Annotated in this window: 15 protein-coding genes; 9 read left to right on the top strand and 6 right to left on the bottom strand. The window is 68.5% G+C overall.

Translation table 11 applies throughout. From position 1 onward, the window contains the following. Positions 1 to 33 precede the first annotated feature (33 nt). Positions 34 to 507 (bottom strand): AtaL-like protein, encoded by a 474-nt coding sequence (locus B0920_RS06500; protein ID WP_078031729.1) that lies wholly within the window; start codon positions 505 to 507, stop codon positions 34 to 36. A gap of 31 nt (positions 508 to 538) precedes the next feature. Continuing rightward, positions 539 to 1,408 (bottom strand): SDR family oxidoreductase, encoded by an 870-nt coding sequence (locus tag B0920_RS06495; protein WP_078033316.1) that lies wholly within the window; start codon positions 1,406 to 1,408, stop codon positions 539 to 541. Between the two features lie 99 nt (positions 1,409 to 1,507). On the opposite strand from B0920_RS06495, the gene B0920_RS06490 reads away from it, so the two are divergent. From B0920_RS06490 to B0920_RS06480, 3 genes are all read left to right on the top strand, one after another. Then, positions 1,508 to 2,404: a LysR family transcriptional regulator gene (locus B0920_RS06490; protein WP_078031728.1), complete on the top strand. Its 897-nt coding sequence runs from the start codon at positions 1,508 to 1,510 to the stop codon at positions 2,402 to 2,404. A gap of 252 nt (positions 2,405 to 2,656) precedes the next feature. Next, complete coding sequence (gene wrbA / locus B0920_RS06485; RefSeq protein WP_078031727.1) at positions 2,657 to 3,256, top strand: NAD(P)H:quinone oxidoreductase; 600 nt, start codon at positions 2,657 to 2,659, stop codon at positions 3,254 to 3,256. Positions 3,257 to 3,347: 91 nt separating this feature from the next. Then, on the top strand, positions 3,348 to 4,046 hold the full coding sequence (locus tag B0920_RS06480) for a glutathione S-transferase N-terminal domain-containing protein (protein ID WP_078031726.1): 699 nt from the start codon (positions 3,348 to 3,350) through the stop codon (positions 4,044 to 4,046). Positions 4,047 to 4,107: 61 nt separating this feature from the next. Here the strand turns inward: B0920_RS06480 and B0920_RS06475 are convergent, their stop codons facing one another. Further along, the gene (locus tag B0920_RS06475) at positions 4,108 to 4,530 is read right to left on the bottom strand and encodes a DoxX family protein (RefSeq protein ID WP_078031725.1); all 423 of its coding nucleotides are present in this window, start codon (positions 4,528 to 4,530) and stop codon (positions 4,108 to 4,110) included. A 129-nt stretch (positions 4,531 to 4,659) separates the two neighbouring features. Next, positions 4,660 to 5,397 carry an SDR family oxidoreductase gene (locus B0920_RS06470; RefSeq protein WP_078031724.1) on the bottom strand — a complete coding sequence of 246 codons (738 nt, stop codon included), beginning with the start codon at positions 5,395 to 5,397 and terminating at the stop codon, positions 4,660 to 4,662. A gap of 330 nt (positions 5,398 to 5,727) precedes the next feature. Here B0920_RS06470 and B0920_RS06465 point away from each other — a divergent pair, with 330 nt between their 5' ends. Next, positions 5,728 to 6,435, top strand: coding sequence for a CPBP family intramembrane glutamic endopeptidase (locus B0920_RS06465; RefSeq protein ID WP_078031723.1), 708 nt, complete (start codon positions 5,728 to 5,730; stop codon positions 6,433 to 6,435). 139 nt (positions 6,436 to 6,574) lie between these two features. On the opposite strand, the gene B0920_RS06460 is transcribed toward B0920_RS06465, so the two are convergent. Together B0920_RS06460 and B0920_RS06455 are read right to left on the bottom strand one after the other, a co-directional pair. Next, the gene (locus tag B0920_RS06460; RefSeq protein ID WP_078031722.1) at positions 6,575 to 8,545 is read right to left on the bottom strand and encodes a U32 family peptidase; all 1,971 of its coding nucleotides are present in this window, start codon (positions 8,543 to 8,545) and stop codon (positions 6,575 to 6,577) included. Positions 8,546 to 8,597: 52 nt separating this feature from the next. Further along, the gene (locus B0920_RS06455; RefSeq protein ID WP_078031721.1) at positions 8,598 to 11,414 is read right to left on the bottom strand and encodes a winged helix-turn-helix domain-containing protein; all 2,817 of its coding nucleotides are present in this window, start codon (positions 11,412 to 11,414) and stop codon (positions 8,598 to 8,600) included. 351 nt (positions 11,415 to 11,765) lie between these two features. Here B0920_RS06455 and B0920_RS06450 point away from each other — a divergent pair, with 351 nt between their 5' ends. The 5 genes from B0920_RS06450 (at position 11,766) to B0920_RS06430 (ending at position 17,955) form a co-directional block, all read left to right on the top strand. Next, positions 11,766 to 12,884, top strand: coding sequence for a LacI family DNA-binding transcriptional regulator (locus B0920_RS06450; protein WP_078031720.1), 1,119 nt, complete (start codon positions 11,766 to 11,768; stop codon positions 12,882 to 12,884). 389 nt (positions 12,885 to 13,273) lie between these two features. After that, positions 13,274 to 14,476 (top strand): fumarylacetoacetate hydrolase family protein, encoded by a 1,203-nt coding sequence (locus tag B0920_RS06445; protein WP_078031719.1) that lies wholly within the window; start codon positions 13,274 to 13,276, stop codon positions 14,474 to 14,476. Between the two features lie 31 nt (positions 14,477 to 14,507). Further along, positions 14,508 to 15,299: an SDR family NAD(P)-dependent oxidoreductase gene (locus tag B0920_RS06440; protein ID WP_078031718.1), complete on the top strand. Its 792-nt coding sequence runs from the start codon at positions 14,508 to 14,510 to the stop codon at positions 15,297 to 15,299. Further along, positions 15,296 to 16,177: an SMP-30/gluconolactonase/LRE family protein gene (locus B0920_RS06435; RefSeq protein ID WP_078031717.1), complete on the top strand. Its 882-nt coding sequence runs from the start codon at positions 15,296 to 15,298 to the stop codon at positions 16,175 to 16,177. Before B0920_RS06440 ends, B0920_RS06435 begins: the two co-directional genes overlap by 4 nt. After that, entirely contained in the window at positions 16,174 to 17,955 is a 1,782-nt protein-coding gene (locus tag B0920_RS06430) for an IlvD/Edd family dehydratase (RefSeq protein ID WP_078031716.1), read from the top strand. The genes B0920_RS06435 and B0920_RS06430 overlap by 4 nt, the downstream gene beginning before the upstream one ends. The last annotated feature ends 115 nt before the right edge of the window (positions 17,956 to 18,070 follow it).

Genomic DNA, 18,070 nt, shown 5'->3' with positions numbered 1-18,070 from the left:
GGTGACGGACGGGACCGGTGCCGCCGGCCTGGCTTACAGCTTGCCCTGGGCAACCAGCTCGCGGGTGCGCTGCAGGGTCGACAGCAGGGCCGAGCGGTAGCCCTTGTCGCTGTCCATCCATTCCTGTTCGGCCCGCTCTTCCGGGCCGCCCGGCGCCTTGTCGCGCAAGCCCAGGTAGCAGTAGAAGCGCAGCTGCAGTGCGCCCGTGTCGTCCTCGAACAGCTCGTTGACGATCACCCCTTCGCGCGGGCCGCTGGCCTGGAAGAAGGACACCTTGCGCTCGGGCTCGAAACCGATGATTTCGCGCAGTTCGGCGCCGGCGATGGTGGCTTCGCGCACGATGTGGGTGGCGCTGTCTTCCACCACTTCACAGCGGGTGCACAGGCCGGGCGGCAGGAACTGGCGGGCGTCGCGCGCCTTCAGCACCAGGCCCTTCCACACCTGGGCGCGTGTCAGCGCCGGCTGGCCTTCGGGATTGACGGGGACGGTGGCGGTCGAATAGATCATGATGAGGCTCCTTGTCGGTTGAGTGAATGGTTCAGGCTGCCGCGGCGAGGCCGGCGGCGAAGTCGCGGTAGCTGCGCAGCGGACGGCCCAGCAGGGTGGTCAGGCGGGCGACGTCGCCCTCGTTCGGGACCATGCCATCGCTCAGGAAGCGTTCGCCCATCAGGCGCATGTCGTAGGCCATCCATTCGGGCATGAAATGGCGCAGGTTCGCCTCGAAGCCGGCGGTGTCGTCGCCGACGTAGGCGACCGGCCGGTCGAGCACCTCGGTCCAGAGGGCGGCTACGGCGCTGCCGGTCAGGGTATCCGGGCCTACCAGGTTGATGCGCTCCAGGCCCAGGGGCGCGTCGCTCGCCTCGTGGCGCAGCAGTTCCCGGGCGGCGATCTCGGCGATGTCGCGGCTGTCGATCATGGCGATGCCTTTCGATCCGAGCGGCATCGGGTACACGCCGTGGCCCAGAACCACGTCCTTGACCATCACATCGTTGTCCATGAAATAGGTCGGCCGCAAGATCGTGCCGGAAAAGCCCAGCTGTTCGATCGCGCGTTCGACGCCCAGCTTGCCGGCGAAATGGGGCACGTTGGCGTACAGGTCGCTATGGATCACCGAGAGGTAGACGACACGTTTCACGCCGGCCGCCTTGGCCAGGTTCAGCGCGATCAGCGCCTGGGTGAACTCGTCGGCGGCGACGGCATTGAGCAGGAAGAGCGAGGAAACGCCGTCGAAGGCCGGACGCAGCGAGCTCGGGTCGAGCAGGTCGCCCTGCGCCAGCTCCACGCCGGCCGGGAAGTCCGCCTTGGCGGGATCGCGCACGAGGGCGCGGACCTTGGCGCCGCGGGCGGCGAGTTGCTGGACCAGATGGCGGCCGACGGTGCCGGTGGCGCCAGTGACGAGGATGGTCATGTTGTGCTCCTTGAAGTGGTTGAGTGAGTCCATGGTAGGTATTCCACAGGCGGACCGATAGCCCTTAGAATGGGACACCTCGTCTCAATGGTGGAACACATGGACTTGCTCGACCTTGCCGATTTCAACCTGGTTGCCCGCCACGGCGGATTCGGTCGCGCGGCGCGTGCCAGCGGCCGACCCAAGGCGACGCTCTCGCGCCGGGTGACCGAACTCGAAGCCAGCCTGGGCGTGCGCCTGATCGAGCGCGGCGCGCGCCTGCTCAAGCTCACGGAGGAAGGCCGGGCGCTCTACGAGCGCACCAGCGTGCTGCTCACCGAGATCGACCAGACCGCCGGCGACATCGCCTCCGGCAACGACCGGCCGCGCGGCCGCCTGCGCATCAGCGCGCCGCTGCTGTTCTCGCAGATGGCGATGGGGAAGCTGGCCGCTGGTTTCGCGCTCGCCTATCCCGAGGTGCGGCTGGAGGTGACCACCGAGGACCGGCCGGTGGACATGGTGGAGGAGGGCTATGACCTGGCGATCCGGGTCAACCCGGATCCGGACGAAACCCTGGTGGGACGCATCGTCCTCTACGACCGCCTGCTGGTGGTGGCCCATCCGGCGCTGCCGGTCCCCGAGCAGGGCCGGCCCGCGCCCGCCATCGTGCGCGAGGCGGGCGCCCGCGAGCGGACGTGGGCGGTGAAGACGGAGCAGGGGCCGGCCAGCATCTCGGTGGACCCGGTGCTGCGGCTGTCCTCGCTCTACATGGTGCGCGATGCCGCGCGCCTCGGGGTCGGCGCCGCGCGCCTGCCGGTGTCGCTGGTGGCCCGCGACCTCGAGGCCGGCAAGCTGCTCAGCTGGGGCGAGCTCGACGGCCCGGAGATCGCCGTGTGGGTCCTGTACCCCTCGCGCCGTCTGCTGAGCCCGCGGGTCTCCGCCTTCCTGGCCTACCTCAAGCAAGCCTTTCCCAAGGGGACGCCGGACGAACTCGCCGCCTTGATGGCGGCCGATTGACGGCGCCCGACTGATCGCGACCGGCTGATCGCGACCGACAGGGGGCTGCCCGGGGCCGGCGAACGGGCTTCTTCCCAAGGAGGGACCTGGGCTTGCCCCCGGTGGCGGTGCGCCGGGCCCGCGCGCGCCGGCGCGCCAGAGCGGGTGCGGCCGCCGATGTTAAATCTCGCTAAACTGCCGCCATCCTGCAGACATTAGCCTTATGCTATGGTCGCGCACCGCATCACTCATCAATCAACTGGAGGCAAGACAATGGCAAAAGTACTGGTACTGTATTACTCGAGCTACGGGCACATCGAAACCATGGCCAAGGCGGTCGCCGAGGGCGCGCGTGCGGCCGGGGCCACGGTCGACGTCAAACGGGTGCCCGAAACGGTTCCTGAGGAAGTCGCCAAGGGCGCCCACTTCAAGCTGCAGCAGGACCCCCCGGTCGCCACCGTCGCCGAGCTCGAAAACTACGACGCGATCATCGTCGGCGCGCCCACCCGCTACGGCCGCATGCCCTCGCAGATGGCGGCCTTCCTCGACCAGACCGGCGGCCTGTGGGCGCGCGGCGCCCTGAACGGCAAGGTCGGCGGCGCCTTCACCTCGACCGCGACCCAGCACGGCGGCCAGGAAGCGACCCTGTTCTCGATCATCACCAACCTGCTGCACTTCGGCATGACCATCGTCGGCCTGCCCTACAGCTACCAGGGCCAGATGACGCTGGACGAGATCACCGGCGGCAGCCCCTACGGCGCCACGACCATCGCGGGCGGCCAGGGCCAGCGCCAGCCGAGCGAACTCGAACTGGGCGGCGCGCGCCACCAGGGTGAACTGATCGCCCGCACCGCGGCCAAGCTGTTCGGCTGAGCGGGACCAGGAAAACGCGGGCGTCTCCGGCAGGCGCCCGCGAAGTTTGGTATTGTCGCTCTCTCAATATTCCGAGCGAGCGCACGATACCATGACCGATCTATCCGCTTTCCCCATCACCGAAAAATGGCCTGCGCGCCATCCCGACCGCATCCAGCTCTACTCGCTGCCCACGCCTAACGGCGTCAAGGCCGCCATCATGCTGGAGGAGACCGGGCTTCCCTACGAAGCGCACCGGGTCGACTTCGCGAACAACGACCAGCTCTCGCCGGCCTTCCTGTCGCTCAACCCGAACAACAAGATCCCCGCCATCCTCGACCCCGAGGGCCCGGGCGGCAAGCCCCTGGCGTTGTTCGAATCGGGCGCCATCCTGCTCTACCTGGCCGAGAAGAGCGGCCGTTTCCTGCCCGAGGACCCGGCGGCGCGCTATGGCGTGATCCAGTGGCTGATGTTCCAGATGGGCGGGGTCGGCCCGATGTTCGGCCAGCTCGGCTTCTTCCACAAGTTCGCCGGCAAGGACTACGAGGACAAGCGCCCGCGCGACCGCTACGTGGCCGAGTCGCGCCGCCTGCTGGGTGTGCTGGAGGGGCAACTGGCGAAACACGCCTGGATTGCAGGCGAGGACTACGGCATCGCCGACATCGCTACCTTCCCCTGGGTGAACAACCTGCTCGGCTTCTACGACGCGGGCGAGCTGGTCGGCATCAAGGATTTCCCGCGCGTCACCGAGGCGCTGGAGCGCTTCCGCGCCAGGCCCGCCGTGCAGCGCGGACTGACGATTCCTTCCTGAGCGCAGTAAAGCAGGACGCCAGTCCGCACGGGACTGGCGTCGAGGCGGCCGGCGTGCGGCTTCAGCGGGCGGCAGCCGGGCGCAGCACCTTGCGGTCCACGCTGTAGGCGCCGGCCCCGAAGGCCGCCACCTGCAGCAGGCCACCGGCCATCGCAATGTTCTTCAGGAAGTGGATCATCTGGTTCTGGTCGCCGAGCGCGTTGTGGAACACGAGCGCGGTCACGACCGAGAACGCGGCCAGGGCCAGGGCGACGATGCGGGTCTTGACGCCCAGGGCCAGCAGCAGGCCACCGCCGAGCTCGACCGCGATGGCGAGGGCCAGGCCGGCGCCGGCGAAGGGCAGGCCGGTCGATGCGATGTAGCCGATGGTGGCTTCCGGTGCGAACAGCTTGCCGATGCCGCTGACGACGAAGATGCTGGCCAGCAGGATGCGGGCGATGACCGAGAGGGTGGCCTGGGCAGTTTGGGTGGTGGTCGCGTTCATGATCTTTCCTTTCCTTGTGTGTGAGCTGTTCGCCGGGTGCCGAACGATGGAAAGCATCTTAGGCCTGGGCCGAGCATCGCAGAAGCCGATATCTTTCGATACCAGCCATCTGCGAAGCCGATGGATGACTCAGAACGGGCTGGCGGTCGGGCGCACGATCATCTCGCTCACGTCGACGTCGGCCGGCTGGTCGATGGCGAACTGGATGGCGCGCGCAATGGCCTCGGGCTTGATCGCGATGCGGCGGAACTCGCGCATGGTGTCGCGGGCGAGCTCGTCCGAGATCGAGTCCGCCAGTTCCGACTCGACCACGCCCGGCGAGACCAGGGTCACGCGGATGTCGCCGCCGACTTCCTGGCGCAGGCCTTCGGTGATGGCGGCCACCGCGAACTTGGTGGCGCAGTAGACTGCGGCCGTCGGGCTGACGGTGTAGGCGCCGATCGAGGCGATGTTGATGATCTGGCCGCTGCGCCGCGCCTGCATCAGGGGCAGCACGCTGGCGATCCCGTGCAGGACGCCGCGTACGTTGACGTCGAGCATTTGGTTCCACTCGTCGACCTTGAGGGCCTCGAGCTTCGAGAGCGGCATGACGCCCGCGTTGTTGATGAGGACGTCGACGCGGCCGTGCAGGTCGACGGCGAAGTCGACGAAGCGGCGCATGCTGTCGAGGTCGGTCACGTCGAGCTGGGCGACTTCGGCCACGCCGCCGGCGGCGCGGATCTCGTTGGCGAGGGCGACCAGGCGATCGGTGCGGCGCGCGCCCAGGATCACGCGCATGCCCTGGGCCGCCAGGTGACGGGCGGTGGCTTCGCCGATGCCGCTGCTGGCGCCGGTGATGAGAACGACTTTGGAATTGCTGACGACCATGTCTTGCTCCCTATGTTTGGTTGAAAAGTGGGAGCAAGTATGAAACCCGGCGCGGCGGCTGAACATGCCGGATAATCGGCGCGCATTGCACAATTCTCCAGAAGTTGAAGTCTCCGCCATCGCCGGATTCCTGGTGGCGTGGTGTCTGGCTCATCGGTCGTATTCGGCGAGAGACGAAATGAGCGTTTTGATGCCTGCCGCATGCAATACCCGGAAGCTGGCATATCGGCGCATGGACGGTGTTAAGCTGCGCTCACTCGTCCATTATCTTGGCGCCTGGGACCATTTACTGTCGCAATCGATGACTGCGTCAGTCATTCATTCATCGGCATGCACGACTATCTCTTTACCGTCTACTTGCTTGTCGTCTTGCCCGCCTACAGCGTGTGGACGAGTATTCGCCAGAAGCCGGCAACAGCTTCCAAGGGCGCGTTGCACGATTACTGGAGGCAGGCGAGGTTTTCCCTCGGCTTGCTGGTCGTATTGTGGCTGGTGTCCTTGCTGAGCGACCACTCGCTACGAGAGATCGGGCTCGACCTGCCGCTATCACAGCCTGGACGATGGGATTTGCTGTTCGCCTTCGTTCTCCTGGCTTGCCTGCGTTTGGGAGAGATGTATTTCGAGCGAAAAACCTCTCCCGAGGATCTGGCCAAACAAAAGGCTATGCTGGATTCGCTGCCTTTTCGCATGCCCGCGACACGACTCGAAACCCTGGTGTATGTGCTATGCATGAGCATCGCCACCGCGACTTGGGAAATTTTATACCGGGGTTATCTGCTGCTCATCCTGACGCCGCTCCTCGGTCTGCCAACGGGAGTCATACTGGCGTCAGTCTCATACGGCGTCGCACATGGCTTTACGAATACCCGCCAATTGCTCGGATCCGTCATTGCGGCATTCGCTTTTACGATTGCCTATGCTTTTACCGGCAGTTTATGGTGGCTGATCGTGCTGCATGCGGCAGCGCCACTGACGATGGTATCGGCCGTCCGCCGGATGCAGGCGGCGTCCGTCGCCGACTCCGTGGTACGCAAGTAGTTTGACGGCGCCGTGCCCTGGATATGGATGAGCTTAGCCACGAGCCAGGCATCAAGCCGGCAAGCCGGGACCCGGGGCGCATATGGGACCGCGGTTTTTCAACCTCGGCGATCAGCGATGCCAGGCGCCCCGAAAGAACTCAAGCCCGTGGCCGCTGCTTGTGGAATACCAGCGGGCTGTAGGGCACCGCCGAGGGCGGCGGCGAATTCAGGATGCCCGGCTTCATCGCGCCCACCACGTGCATCTCGCAAGGCTTGCAGTCGAAGCGGAGCGTGTACTTCTCGCCGCCGCTGACCAGGGTCATGGGCTCGGCCCGCACCTGGCCCTGCACGCCCTGGACACCCTTGGCCTGCTTCGGGCACAGGTTGAAGGAGAAGCGCAGGCAATGCTTGGTGATCATCAGCGAGACTTCGCCCGGCTCTTCGTGGGCCTCGTAGGCCGCATCGATCAGCTGCACGCCATGCTTGTGGTAGAAGGCGCGCGCCTTCTCGTTGTAGACGTTCGCCAGGTAGCTGAGCTGGGTTTCGGGATAGACCGCGCGAGGCTCGCGCGGGGCCTTGCGCGGCGGACGCTCCCAGGCCGCCAGGCGCGCGGCTTCGTGGGCGGCGATGGCGTCGCGGCGCAGCCCGTTGATGGCGGCCGAGGGCACGAACCAGGGCTGGCTCAGGTCCAGGGTGATCTCGCCCGCCTCGAACATGGTGTTGCCCAGCTTGCCCAGGCTGGCGCGCAGCCCGGCCTCGGCCTGGGCCGCCTGCTGGGCCGGCTTCAGCGCGACCGCGGCATCAAGGGCGCTGGCGATCCCGTCCTCGTCCACCAGCGACAGGCGCAGCCCGCCCGCGACTTCGCTCAGGGCGAGGTCCAGGCGCAGCTTGCGTTCGGACGATTTCTTGTTGAGCGCCGCCTCCCACTGGTGATCGCGGTTGCGCGACACCACGGTGCCGACCTTCAGTCCCGGCAGGGTGGACAGGGTCTCGTTCGGGTACACGCGCCAGCGCTGGCCTTCCTCGTCCTCGCCCAGCTTCTCGGCGCGGTTGGCCTGGATCCCGACCGTGTCGCGCTTGTGCATGTAGTTCAGGCCGTCGCCATTGGCCATCGGGGCCTGGGTCAGCAGGTCGAAGTGGTCGCCGCCGATGCGGGTCACGCTGCCCAGTTCCACGCCCACGTACTTGGGCGAGTCGAAGGCGCCGATGGTCTGCTGGCGGCCCTGGGCAAAATAGTCGGTGTGGCCGCGGTGGAAGTTCTTGTCCACGTCGGGGCTGAACAGCACGCGGGTGGTCCCGCTCGAGGCGCGCGCGAATTCGCCGCGGCGCTCCAGGATCTCGTCCAGCAGCAGGCGGTAATGGGCCGTGATGTTCTTCACATAGCCCATGTCCTTGTAACGCCCTTCGATCTTGAAGGAGCGGATGCCGGCATCGACCAGGGCTTCCAGGTTGGCGCTCTGGTCGTTGTCCTTCATCGACAGCAGGTGTTTTTCGTAGGCCACCACGCGGCCCTGGCCGTCGCTCAGGGTGTAGGGCAGGCGGCAGGCCTGGGAGCAGTCGCCGCGGTTGGCGCTGCGGCCGGTGTCGGCGTGCGAGATGTAGCACTGGCCCGAGAAGGCCACGCACAGCGCGCCGTGGATGAAGTATTCGAGCGGGGTGTCGACCTCGGCGCGGATCTTGCGGATCTGCTCGATGGTGAGCTCGCGCGCCAGCACCAGCTGCGAAAAGCCGACGTCGCCCAGGAACTTCGCCTTCTCCACGGTGCGGATGTCGCACTGGGTGCTGGCGTGCAGCTGGATCGGCGGCAGGTCGATTTCGAGCAGGCCCATGTCCTGGATGATGAGCGCATCGACGCCGGCCTCGTACAGCTGCCAGATCTGCTTGCGCGCCAGCTCCAGCTCCGCGTCGTGCATGATGGTGTTCATGGTCACGAAGATGCGCGCCCGGTAGCGGTGCGCGAACTCGACCAGCGCGGTGATGTCCTCGATCGGATTGCTGGCATTGTGGCGGGCGCCGAAGGCCGGGCCACCGATGTAGACGGCGTCGGCGCCATGAAGAATGGCTTCGCGGCCGATCTCGGCGGTCTTGGCGGGCGCGAGCAGTTCGAGCTGGTGGTCGAGGAGGGACATGGGACGATCCTGTGGGCGAAGGCCGGAATTATAGCCAGATCGCGCCCGCACGTCAGCGGCTTGTGGTTTCGGCGCCCCGTCCGCGCCCGCCGGCGTGGCTTGCTGGGTGGAATGGGAACGTGGGTGACCCGGCGGCGTCGAGCAGGGCCTGGGCCTCGCGCTGGCCGCGTGCCGGGAAGCCCGGCGGGAAGCGGCGCAGGGTGGCGTAGAGCTGCTGCAGCGCCTGCCCGAGGCGCGGCGTGCCCTGGGCCCACTGGGCCCGGGTGATGGCGATGCGCAGCAGCCAGGCCAGCGCGCCCTGGCTCTCGGCGAAGCAGGCTGCGCGCATCAGCTCGGCCTCGGCCTGGGCGGCCGGACGGCCGGCGGTGCGCATCCAGACCGCCTTCTGTCGGGTCAGCTCGGCGGCGCACCAGCCGGCCAGGCCCTGGCCGACGCGGGCGAAATCCGCCGGCCCGGCCAGCCCCGGCAGGATGGTATGCATGGTCTCCGCCTGCGGCCCGGGCATGAGCGGCGGCGCCCCTTGCGGGTAGGTGCCGGAGGCCAGCGCGCGGAACTGCTCGGCCCAGGACTGCCACTGCTGCAGTCCATGCGCCTGTGAGCGCTCACAGAGCAAATTGGAGAAGTAGGCCGCCGACTGCTGGTCGCCGTTCCAGAACGCGACCGGACAGGCGGTGAGCGCCAGCGACAGGCAGAGCGAGGCCGGATGCTCGATCTCCTGGGCGCGCTCCACGGATTCGAGCGCGAGCGCGGCGGCTTCCTCGGCATGTCCGGTGAGCCAGCGCACCCGCGCCAGGATGGCGCTCGAAGCCGCCTTGCCGTCGTACTGGACCGAGCTGCCGCCGGCGCCGCGCTGGGTGCTGCGCGGCAACCGGTAGATGCGCTCGGCATGGAAGCGCGCCTGGCGCTGCTCGCCCTGGAAGTGCAGGGTGGCGGCCATCACGCGGTCGTGGATGTCCTCGGCGATGCGGTCGCGCGCCTTGTTGCGGTAGGGAGCGAAGGCGTGGCTCAGCGCCATCGCCTGCGGATACTGGCCCTGGATGATGTGGTTGAAGCACAGTCCGGCATAGGTCCTGGTGAGCTGGGCGCTGTCGCCGTGGCTGCGCGCCAGTTCGTAGGCGCGCGAGAAGGCCGCGACCGCGCGCTCGGGCGGATAGCCGAGGTGGACCAGAGCGCCTCCCAGGCTGGTCTGGAGCAGCATCTCGGCCTGGGGTTCGCGCGCGTGGGGCAGGGCGCGCAGTACCTGGGCGCGCAGCTCTTCCAGCAGCGAAAGTTCGTTCCACAGCAAGGTGCCGGCTGCCGCCAGTTGCACGCCCAGCGGCGTGTCGCCCGTCGGGCCGAAGCACCAGTCGAGGGCGGCGCGCAGGTCGTCCAGGCGCACGCCGTAACGCGCCTGCCAGCGCGCGGCCTCCAGGCCCTCGCGTTCGCCGTTGGCGACCGCCATCAAGCCGATGCAGCGCAGCGCGTAGGCGCGCAGCACCGCGTCGTGTTCGCCCGCCTGGGCCAGCCGGCTGGCGGCATAGACGCGCGTGGTCTCCAGCATCCGGTAGCGCACCTCGGCGCCGTCGTATTCGCACACCAGCAGCGAGCGCGCCGCCAGGTTGTAGAGCGCGGCCGGCTCGAAAGGCTCGGGCGCGGCCGCGCACACGGCGCGCGCGCAGTCGATGGTGAAGCTGGCGCGGTAGACCGAGAGGCAGCGCAGCATGCGCTGCTCGCCCGGGCTCAGCAGCGCATAGCTCCAGTCCAACACGTCGCGCAGCGACTGGTGGCGCGGCTCGCCGCCGGGACGGCTGCGCGAGAGCAGGTCGAGCGAGTCGCCCAGGCTGGCGTCCACCCCGTGCAGGCCCAGCATGGGCACGCGCGCCGCCGCCAGTTCGATGGCGAGCGGCAGGCCGTCGAGCCGGCGGCAGATGCGGGCGATCAGCGCCAGCTCGGCCGGACCGGGCTGGCCGGGGGCGAGGGCGCCGGCGGCGCACTGGGCGAACAGCGCCAGGGCGCCATAGCTCTCCAGCGCCACGCCCTCCAGCGAACTGCCTTCCAGCGGCAGGGCGAGCGGGGCCAGGGCATGCACGCGTTCCTCGGGCAGGCCGAGGGCTTCGCGGCTGGTGGCGAGCAGGTTCACGCCGGGGGCGCCGGCCAGCAGGGCGGCGGCCAGGCGCGCCGGCGCATCGCCCAGGTGCTCGCAGCTGTCGAGGATCACCAGCGCGCGGCGTGCGCGCAGGTGGTCGCAGATGGCCTCAAGCCTGGCCTCGGCCGGCAGCTCGACGGCGGCGGCCAGCACCTCGCGTGCCTGGGACGGGTCGCGGATGGCGCCGAGTTCGGCCAGGAAGACGCCGTCCGGGAAGTCGGGCGCATAGCGGCGCGCGGCGGCCAGCGCCAGCGCCGTCTTGCCGACCCCGCCCGGACCGACCAGGGTCAGGAGCGGCGCCACGGACAGGGCCGTGCCCAGGGCGTCGAGTTCGTCGCCGCGTCCGACCAGGCGCGCAGCCAGGCGCTGCGGCGGCGCAAGCGGCGCACCGCGCCGCAACGGGCCCGGGGCAGGCCCCAGGGCGGAGACGAGGCCGACGAAGCTGTAGCCGCGACCGGCGACGTTGTCGATGTAGCGCACGCCGTCGAGCGTCTCGCGCAAGACCTTGCGCAGCACGCTGATGTGCACCCTCAGGTTGGATTCCTCGACGAAGGTGCGCGGCCAGGCGCGCGCCAGCAGTTCTTCTTTCGAGACGACGTCGCCCGCCCGCTCCAGCAGCAGGGTGAGCACGTCGAAGGCGCGACTGCCGATCTGGACCGGCTCGCCGTCGCGCAGCAGCAGCCGGCGCACCGGTTGCAGGGCGTAAGGACCGAACGTGAACGTGGTGGTCGGGTCGCTGGTCATACGGCTTGGGTCCAGGGTGCCGCCAGATCGGTGGCGGCTGTTGTTCTATATGTGATGAACATGCAACATCTTAGCGCAAGCGTAAAGACAGTGTCGGCTTGCCGCAACGTTAATAAGAGCGTCTGCACCCATTATGCAATACATTTCTTTCACGAAGATTGCATATTCATGCGATTAATTTGACATGCATACGTCTTGGAAGGCCCGCGATGTTAGCGCAATCGGGATGGCCGGAAAACGCGTCGTGCAGCGATCTTCCGGGCTGGCGGCGGCGAGGGCCGGGGGCGGCTTGCATTACTGCAAATGTGATAACATATGGCGAGACTCAAGATATCCAGGGATAAACCAGACATGACGAAAGCCAAACAAGAGGCCCTTCGCGAACCGGTGGACCGCAGCGGCAAACCGACGATGGTCGACGTCGCCAGGCTCGCCGGGGTTTCCGCGATGACGGTGTCGCGCGTCATGAACGGCAAGGGCCTGGTGCGCGAGAGTACCCGGCGCAAGGTGGCCGAGGCGGTCGCCGCGCTGAATTACACCCCCAACCAGGAAGCCCGCAACCTGGCCGGCTCCAAGCCGATCCGCGTCGGCTTCCTGTACAGCAATCCCAGCGCCGCCTACCTGAGCGAGTTCCTGGTCGGCCTGCTGACCCAGTCGGGCCTGAACAACGTCCAGCTCTTCGTCGAGAAGTGCGAGGCCGGCACCCAGGAGGCCGAGCAGACCCGGCGCCTGATCGAGAACGGACTGGACGGCATCATCCTGCCGCCGCCGCTGTGCGACAGCGAAGCCGTGCTGCGCTGTATCACCGAGGCCGGCGTCCCGGCCGTGGTGGTCGCCTGCGGCCTGCCCGATGCGCGCGTGGGCGCGGTCAGCATCGACGACTACGACGCCGCCTACCGCATGACGCGCCACCTGATTAGCCTGGGGCACCAGCGCATCGGCTTCATCGTCGGCCACCCGAACCAGACCGCCAGCGCGCGCCGCCTGGAGGGCTATCGGGCCGCGATTGCCGAGAAGGGTGCGGACGCCGCCGAGGAACTGGTGGTGCAGGGCATGTTCACCTACCGTTCGGGCCTGGACGCGGCCGAGCTGCTGCTCTCGCTGCCCGAGCGCCCGACCGCCATCTTCGCCAGCAACGACGACATGGCTGCCGCCACGGTCGCCGTGGCGCACCGCCTGGGCCTGGACGTGCCGGGCGACCTCACCGTCACCGGCTTCGACGACACCGCCCTGGCGACCACCATCTGGCCCGAGCTCACCACCGTTCGCCAGCCGATCGCGGGCATGGCGCGCGAGGCGGTGCAGTCGCTGGTGCGGCGCGTGCGCGCGATGCGCGACGGCGAGCCGGCCGATCCGGAGCAGATCACCATGGATTCTGAGCTGGTGCGCCGCCAGTCCGACGCCGCCCCGCGCATCCGCCCGCCCGCGCGCCTGCCAGTGACGGCGGGCACGCGCAGCCGCGCCGGCTGAGCGGCGCATTGCGCCCGCTGAGCGCCACCCCGCGCCCGCCGGGAAAGGCGGTGCGCGCGCCGCTTCGCCCGCCCGCGCGGGCGTCCCGCAGGCTTCCTGTTCCGAGCTCCAAATAATCGATTGACAAGCCTCGCGTGAGCCGTTTAGACTGAAATGGTTGCGGTAACATTTTGCGTTACAGCGCTGTGATCGCACCGGTAGCACCAAAATAAGAACAAGGAGACACGCCATGCTTCGTCACGGCAGCCCGCGCCACCGCGCCGGTCCGGCCGGCCATTCGCCGTCCGCCTCGTCACGCCGGGGTCTCCTTTCGATGAACACTGCCCGACTGCCCGCCGCGACGGACAGCGCGCACGCCGTCACGCGGCGCTCCTGAGACGAGAGACATCATGACTGCACTTCAAGCCAATCTGCTGCCCGAAGACGCCGCACGCGCGCTCCTGGTCGGGCGCGTGTGGCGCCCCGCGCCGGTCGACGGCCCCGCCGTGGTCGCCGTGCGCGGCGGGCGCGTGATCGACATCAGCGCCCATGCCCCCACCGTCGCCGACCTGTTCGAGCGCAGCAGCGCCGAGCTGCTGGCGATCGTGCGCGAGGCCGAGGGCGAAGACCTCGGCGAGGTCGAGGGCCTGCTGGCCGCGGCCCTGGCCGGCCAGCCCGGACCCGGCGGCCTGCGCCTGCTGGCCCCCTGCGACGTGCAGGCCATCAAGGCCTGCGGCGTCACCTTCGCGGTCAGCCTGCTCGAACGGGTGATCGAAGAGCAGGCCAAGGGCGAGCCGGCGCGCGCCAGCGCCCTGCGCGAGCAGCTCCAGGCCACGATCGGCGGCAACCTTTCCGACATCAAGCCTGGCTCCGACTCGGCCATGCGCCTGAAGGCCGAGCTGGTCGAGCGCGGCCTGTGGTCCCAGTACATGGAAGTGGGCATCGGCCCGGACGCCGAGGTCTTCACCAAGTCGCAGCCGATGTCGGCGGTCGGCTTCGGCGCCGCAGTCGGCCTGCATCCGAGCTCGCAATGGAACAATCCCGAGCCCGAGATCGTGCTGGCCGTGAACAGCCGCGCGGAGGTGGTCGGCGCCACCCTCGGCAACGACGTCAACCTGCGCGACATCGAAGGCCGCAGCGCGCTGCTGCTGGGCAAGGCCAAGGACAACAATGCTTCCTGCGCCATCGGCCCATTCATCCGCCTGTTCGACGGCGCGTTCAGCATGGACACCCTGCGCCAGCTCGAACTGCGCATGCTGATCCAGGGCGAGGACGACGGCTTCGAGCTCGAAGGCCGCAGCCGCATGCGCGAGATCAGCCGCGACCCGCTCGACCTGGTGGCCCAGACCTGCGGCGCGCATCACCAGTATCCGGACGGCTTCATGCTCTTTTTGGGCACGATGTTCTCGCCCATCAAGGACCGCGACGCGGCCGGCGGCGGCTTTACCCATCATCTCGGCGACCGGGTCACGATCTCGACGCCCGCGCTGGGCGCCCTGGTCAACAGCGTGCAGCGCAGCGACCAGCTCGCGCCCTGGACCTTCGGCGTGCGCGCCCTTTACAACAACCTGGCGCGCCGCGGCCTGCTGGCCGCCCGCGACCACGGCGCCTGAGCGCCCCTTCTTCAAAACTAGCGAGCACACTATGCCTGACAACAAGAACGACGCATTCGTCTATGCGACCTATCCCGACCTGCGCGACAAGCGGGTCGTCATCACCGGCGGCGGCACCGGCATCGGCAGCGAACTGGTGAGCGCCTTCGTCGGGCAGGGCGCACGCGTGTGGTTCCTCGACATCGCCGACGAGGCTTCGCGCCAGCTCGCCGACTCGCTCGCCGGCGCGGCCCATCCGCCGCGCTTCATGCGCTGCGACCTGACCGATCTCAACGCCCTGGCCGCCACCTTCGCCGCCATCGAGAGCGAAGCCGGCGGGATCGACGTCCTGCTCAACAACGCCGCCAACGACGATCGCCACGGCATCGACGACGTCACCCCGGAGTACTGGGAAAACCGGATGGCGGTCAACCTGCGCCACCAGTTCTTCTGCGCCCAGGCGGCGGTGCGTTCGATGCGCCGCGACGGCGGCGGCGTGATCCTGAATTTCGGTTCGATCTCCTGGCACCTGGCGTCCTCGCAGCTGTCGCTGTACATGACCGCCAAGGCGGCCATCGAGGGCCTGAGCCGCGGCCTGGCGCGCGACCTGGGCGAACACAATATCCGCGTCAATTCCGTGATCCCGGGCGCGGTGCGCACCCCGCGCCAGCAGGCCCTGTGGCACACCCCGGAAGAAGAAGCGCGCATCCTGGCCGGCCAATGCCTGCGCGAGCGCGTCGAGATGCAGGACGTGGCGGCGCTGTCGCTGTTCCTGGCCTCCAACAACGCGCGCCGCTGCAGCGGCCGCGAGTACTTCGTCGACGCGGGCTGGTACGGCGCATGAGCACCGCGCCGCGCTGCCTGTGGGAGGTGGGCGCCACCCTGGGCGAGGGCGTCCTGTGGGACGCCGCGCGCCGCCAGGTCTGGTTCGTGGACATCAAGGGCAAGCGCCTGCACCGCTGCGATCCCGAGGGCGGCCAGCGCCGCAGCTGGGACGCGCCGGGCCAGGTGAGCTTCATCGTGCCGGCCAGCGACGGCGGCATGGTGTGCTCGCTGGAGGATGGCCTGTACCGCTTCGACGAGCAGGGCGGCGCCTTCCTGCCCTGGGCCAAGGTCGAGGACGACCTGCCGGGCAACCGCTTCAACGACGGCCACGTCGATGCCCAGGGGCGGCTTTGGTTCGGCTCCATGGACGACGCGGAAGAAGCCCCCACCGGGGTGCTGTACCGCTATGACGGCCGCGTGGCCGCCATGGACGAGGGCTACGTGATCACCAACGGCCCCGCCATCAGCCCCGACGGACTCACCCTCTACCACACCGACACCCTGGCGAAAAAGATTTACGCCTTCGACCTCGATCCCGCCGGCGGCCTCGCCAACAAGCGCCTGTTCACCGAACTGACGGACGGCGGCTACCCGGACGGCATGGCGGTCGACGCCCAGGGCTACGTCTGGGTCGCGACCTTCGGCGGCTGGCGCATCGACTGCTTCGATCCGCGCGGCCGCAAGGCGGGCGAGGTGCGCTTCCCCTGCGCCAACGTCACCAAGCTGGCCTTCGGCGGCGACGACCTGCGCACCGTCTACGCGACCACCGCGCGCAAGGGACTGAGCGAGCAGGCGCTGGCCGAACAGCCCCTGGCCGGCGGCCTGTTCACCTTCCGGGTCGAGACGCCCGGGCAGTCGCAGCATCTGCTGCGCCTCCAGAACCAAGGAACTCCATGAACGCGAACACCCCCAAGCGCCGCTTCCGGTCCCAGGACTGGTTCGACAACCCTGAGCGCATCGACATGACCGCGCTCTACCTCGAGCGCTTCATGAACTACGGGATCACCCCGGAAGAGCTGCGCTCGGGCAAACCGATCATCGGCATCGCCCAGAGCGGCAGCGACATCTCGCCCTGCAACCGCATCCACCTCGAACTGGCCAAGCGGGTGCGCGACGGCATCCGCGACGCCGGCGGCATCCCTATGGAATTCCCGCTGCACCCGATCTTCGAGAACTGCCGCCGCCCGACTGCGGCGCTGGACCGCAACCTGGCCTACCTGGGCCTGGTCGAGATCCTGCACGGCTACCCGATCGACGCCGTGGTCCTGACCACCGGCTGCGACAAGACCACCCCGGCGCAGCTGATGGCCGCCGCCACCGTCGACATCCCGGCCATCGTGCTCTCGGGCGGCCCGATGCTGGACGGCTGGTTCGAGGGCGAGCTGGTGGGCTCGGGCGCCGCAATCTGGAAGGGCCGCCGCCTGCTGGCGGCCGGCTCCATCGACGAAGAGAAGTTCCTCAAGATCGCCACCGCCTCGGCGCCATCTGCCGGCCATTGCAACACCATGGGCACCGCCTCGACCATGAACGCCGTCGCCGAAGCCCTGGGCATGTCGCTCACCGGCTGCTCGGCGATCCCCGCGCCTTACCGCGAACGCGGGCAGATGGCCTATGAAACCGGCCGGCGCATCGTCGAGATGGCGCACGAGGACCTGCGTCCCTCGCAGATCCTGACGCGCGAGGCCTTCCTCGACGCCATCGTGGTCAACGCCGCCATCGGCGGCTCCAGCAACGCCCAGCCGCACATCGTGGCCATGGCGCGCCACGCCGGCGTCGAGATCACGCCCGAGGACTGGATGGAGTACGGCTACGAGGTGCCGCTGCTGCTCAACATGCAGCCGGCCGGCAAATACCTGGGCGAGCGCTTCCACCGCGCCGGCGGCGTGCCGGCCATCATGTGGGAGCTGGAGCAGGCTGGCCTGCTGCGCTCGCAGCGCCCGACCGTCACCGGCGCCAGCATGGCCGCCAACCTGGAAGGCCGCGAGAGCGCAGACCGCGAGATGATCCGTCCCTTCGCCGAACCGCTCAAGCAAAACGCCGGCTTCATGGTCCTGAAGGGCAACCTGTTCGATTTCGCGATCATGAAGACCAGCGTGATCTCGCCGGCCTTCCGCGAACGCTACCTGTCCACGCCCGGATCGGAGAACCGCTTCGAGTGCCGCGTGGTGGTGTTCGACGGTTCCGACGACTACCACCACCGCATCAACGATCCCTCCCTGAACATCGACGAGCGCACCATGCTGGTGATCCGCGGCTCCGGCCCGATCGGCTGGCCCGGTTCGGCCGAGGTGGTCAACATGCAGCCGCCCGACGCCCTGATCCGCCAGGGCATCAACGCGCTGCCGGCCCTGGGCGACGGCCGCCAGTCCGGCACCTCGGACAGCCCCTCGATCCTGAATGCCTCGCCCGAGAGCGCCGCGGGCGGCAATCTCGCGCTGCTGCGCACCGGCGACGTGGTGCGGGTCGACCTGAACGCAGGCAGCTGCGACGTGCTGCTCTCGAACGAGGAACTGGAAGCGCGCCGCCGCGACGCGCCGCCCCCGATCCCGGCCAGCCAGACCCCGTGGCAGGAGATCTACCGCGCCAGCGTCGGCCAGCTGCACACCGGCGCCTGCATGGAGATGGCGCTCGCCTACCGGGGAGTGGGGCAGGACATGCCGCGCCATAACCACTGATCAGGCGTGCGCCAGTGGCGCGGGTTCGGTTTTTTGAGCAGAATAGCAAGACCCCACGGCAGGGCAGCGCCGTGGAGAAGATGAAGACCAACAGGAGACGTAAATGAACAAGATG

The organism is Massilia sp. KIM (assembly GCF_002007115.1).
Taxonomy (GTDB): Bacteria; Pseudomonadota; Gammaproteobacteria; order Burkholderiales; family Burkholderiaceae_D; genus Telluria.
Note: the sequence above shows the minus strand (reverse complement) of the source record. Positions and strands in the feature narration are given on the sequence as shown.

Coding starts and splice junctions, on each gene's coding strand:
- B0920_RS06480 (WP_078031726.1), top strand. CDS start 3,348: ATGACCGATCTATCCGCTTTCCCCATCACCGAAAAATGGCCTGCGCGC.
- B0920_RS06455 (WP_078031721.1), bottom strand. CDS start 11,414: ATGACCAGCGACCCGACCACCACGTTCACGTTCGGTCCTTACGCCCTG.
- B0920_RS06440 (WP_078031718.1), top strand. CDS start 14,508: ATGCCTGACAACAAGAACGACGCATTCGTCTATGCGACCTATCCCGAC.
- B0920_RS06450 (WP_078031720.1), top strand. CDS start 11,766: ATGACGAAAGCCAAACAAGAGGCCCTTCGCGAACCGGTGGACCGCAGC.
- B0920_RS06495 (WP_078033316.1), bottom strand. CDS start 1,408: ATGACCATCCTCGTCACTGGCGCCACCGGCACCGTCGGCCGCCATCTG.
- B0920_RS06465 (WP_078031723.1), top strand. CDS start 5,728: ATGCACGACTATCTCTTTACCGTCTACTTGCTTGTCGTCTTGCCCGCC.
- B0920_RS06435 (WP_078031717.1), top strand. CDS start 15,296: ATGAGCACCGCGCCGCGCTGCCTGTGGGAGGTGGGCGCCACCCTGGGC.
- B0920_RS06470 (WP_078031724.1), bottom strand. CDS start 5,397: ATGGTCGTCAGCAATTCCAAAGTCGTTCTCATCACCGGCGCCAGCAGC.
- B0920_RS06500 (WP_078031729.1), bottom strand. CDS start 507: ATGATCTATTCGACCGCCACCGTCCCCGTCAATCCCGAAGGCCAGCCG.
- B0920_RS06490 (WP_078031728.1), top strand. CDS start 1,508: ATGGACTTGCTCGACCTTGCCGATTTCAACCTGGTTGCCCGCCACGGC.
- wrbA (WP_078031727.1), top strand. CDS start 2,657: ATGGCAAAAGTACTGGTACTGTATTACTCGAGCTACGGGCACATCGAA.
- B0920_RS06445 (WP_078031719.1), top strand. CDS start 13,274: ATGACTGCACTTCAAGCCAATCTGCTGCCCGAAGACGCCGCACGCGCG.
- B0920_RS06475 (WP_078031725.1), bottom strand. CDS start 4,530: ATGAACGCGACCACCACCCAAACTGCCCAGGCCACCCTCTCGGTCATC.
- B0920_RS06430 (WP_078031716.1), top strand. CDS start 16,174: ATGAACGCGAACACCCCCAAGCGCCGCTTCCGGTCCCAGGACTGGTTC.
- B0920_RS06460 (WP_078031722.1), bottom strand. CDS start 8,545: ATGTCCCTCCTCGACCACCAGCTCGAACTGCTCGCGCCCGCCAAGACC.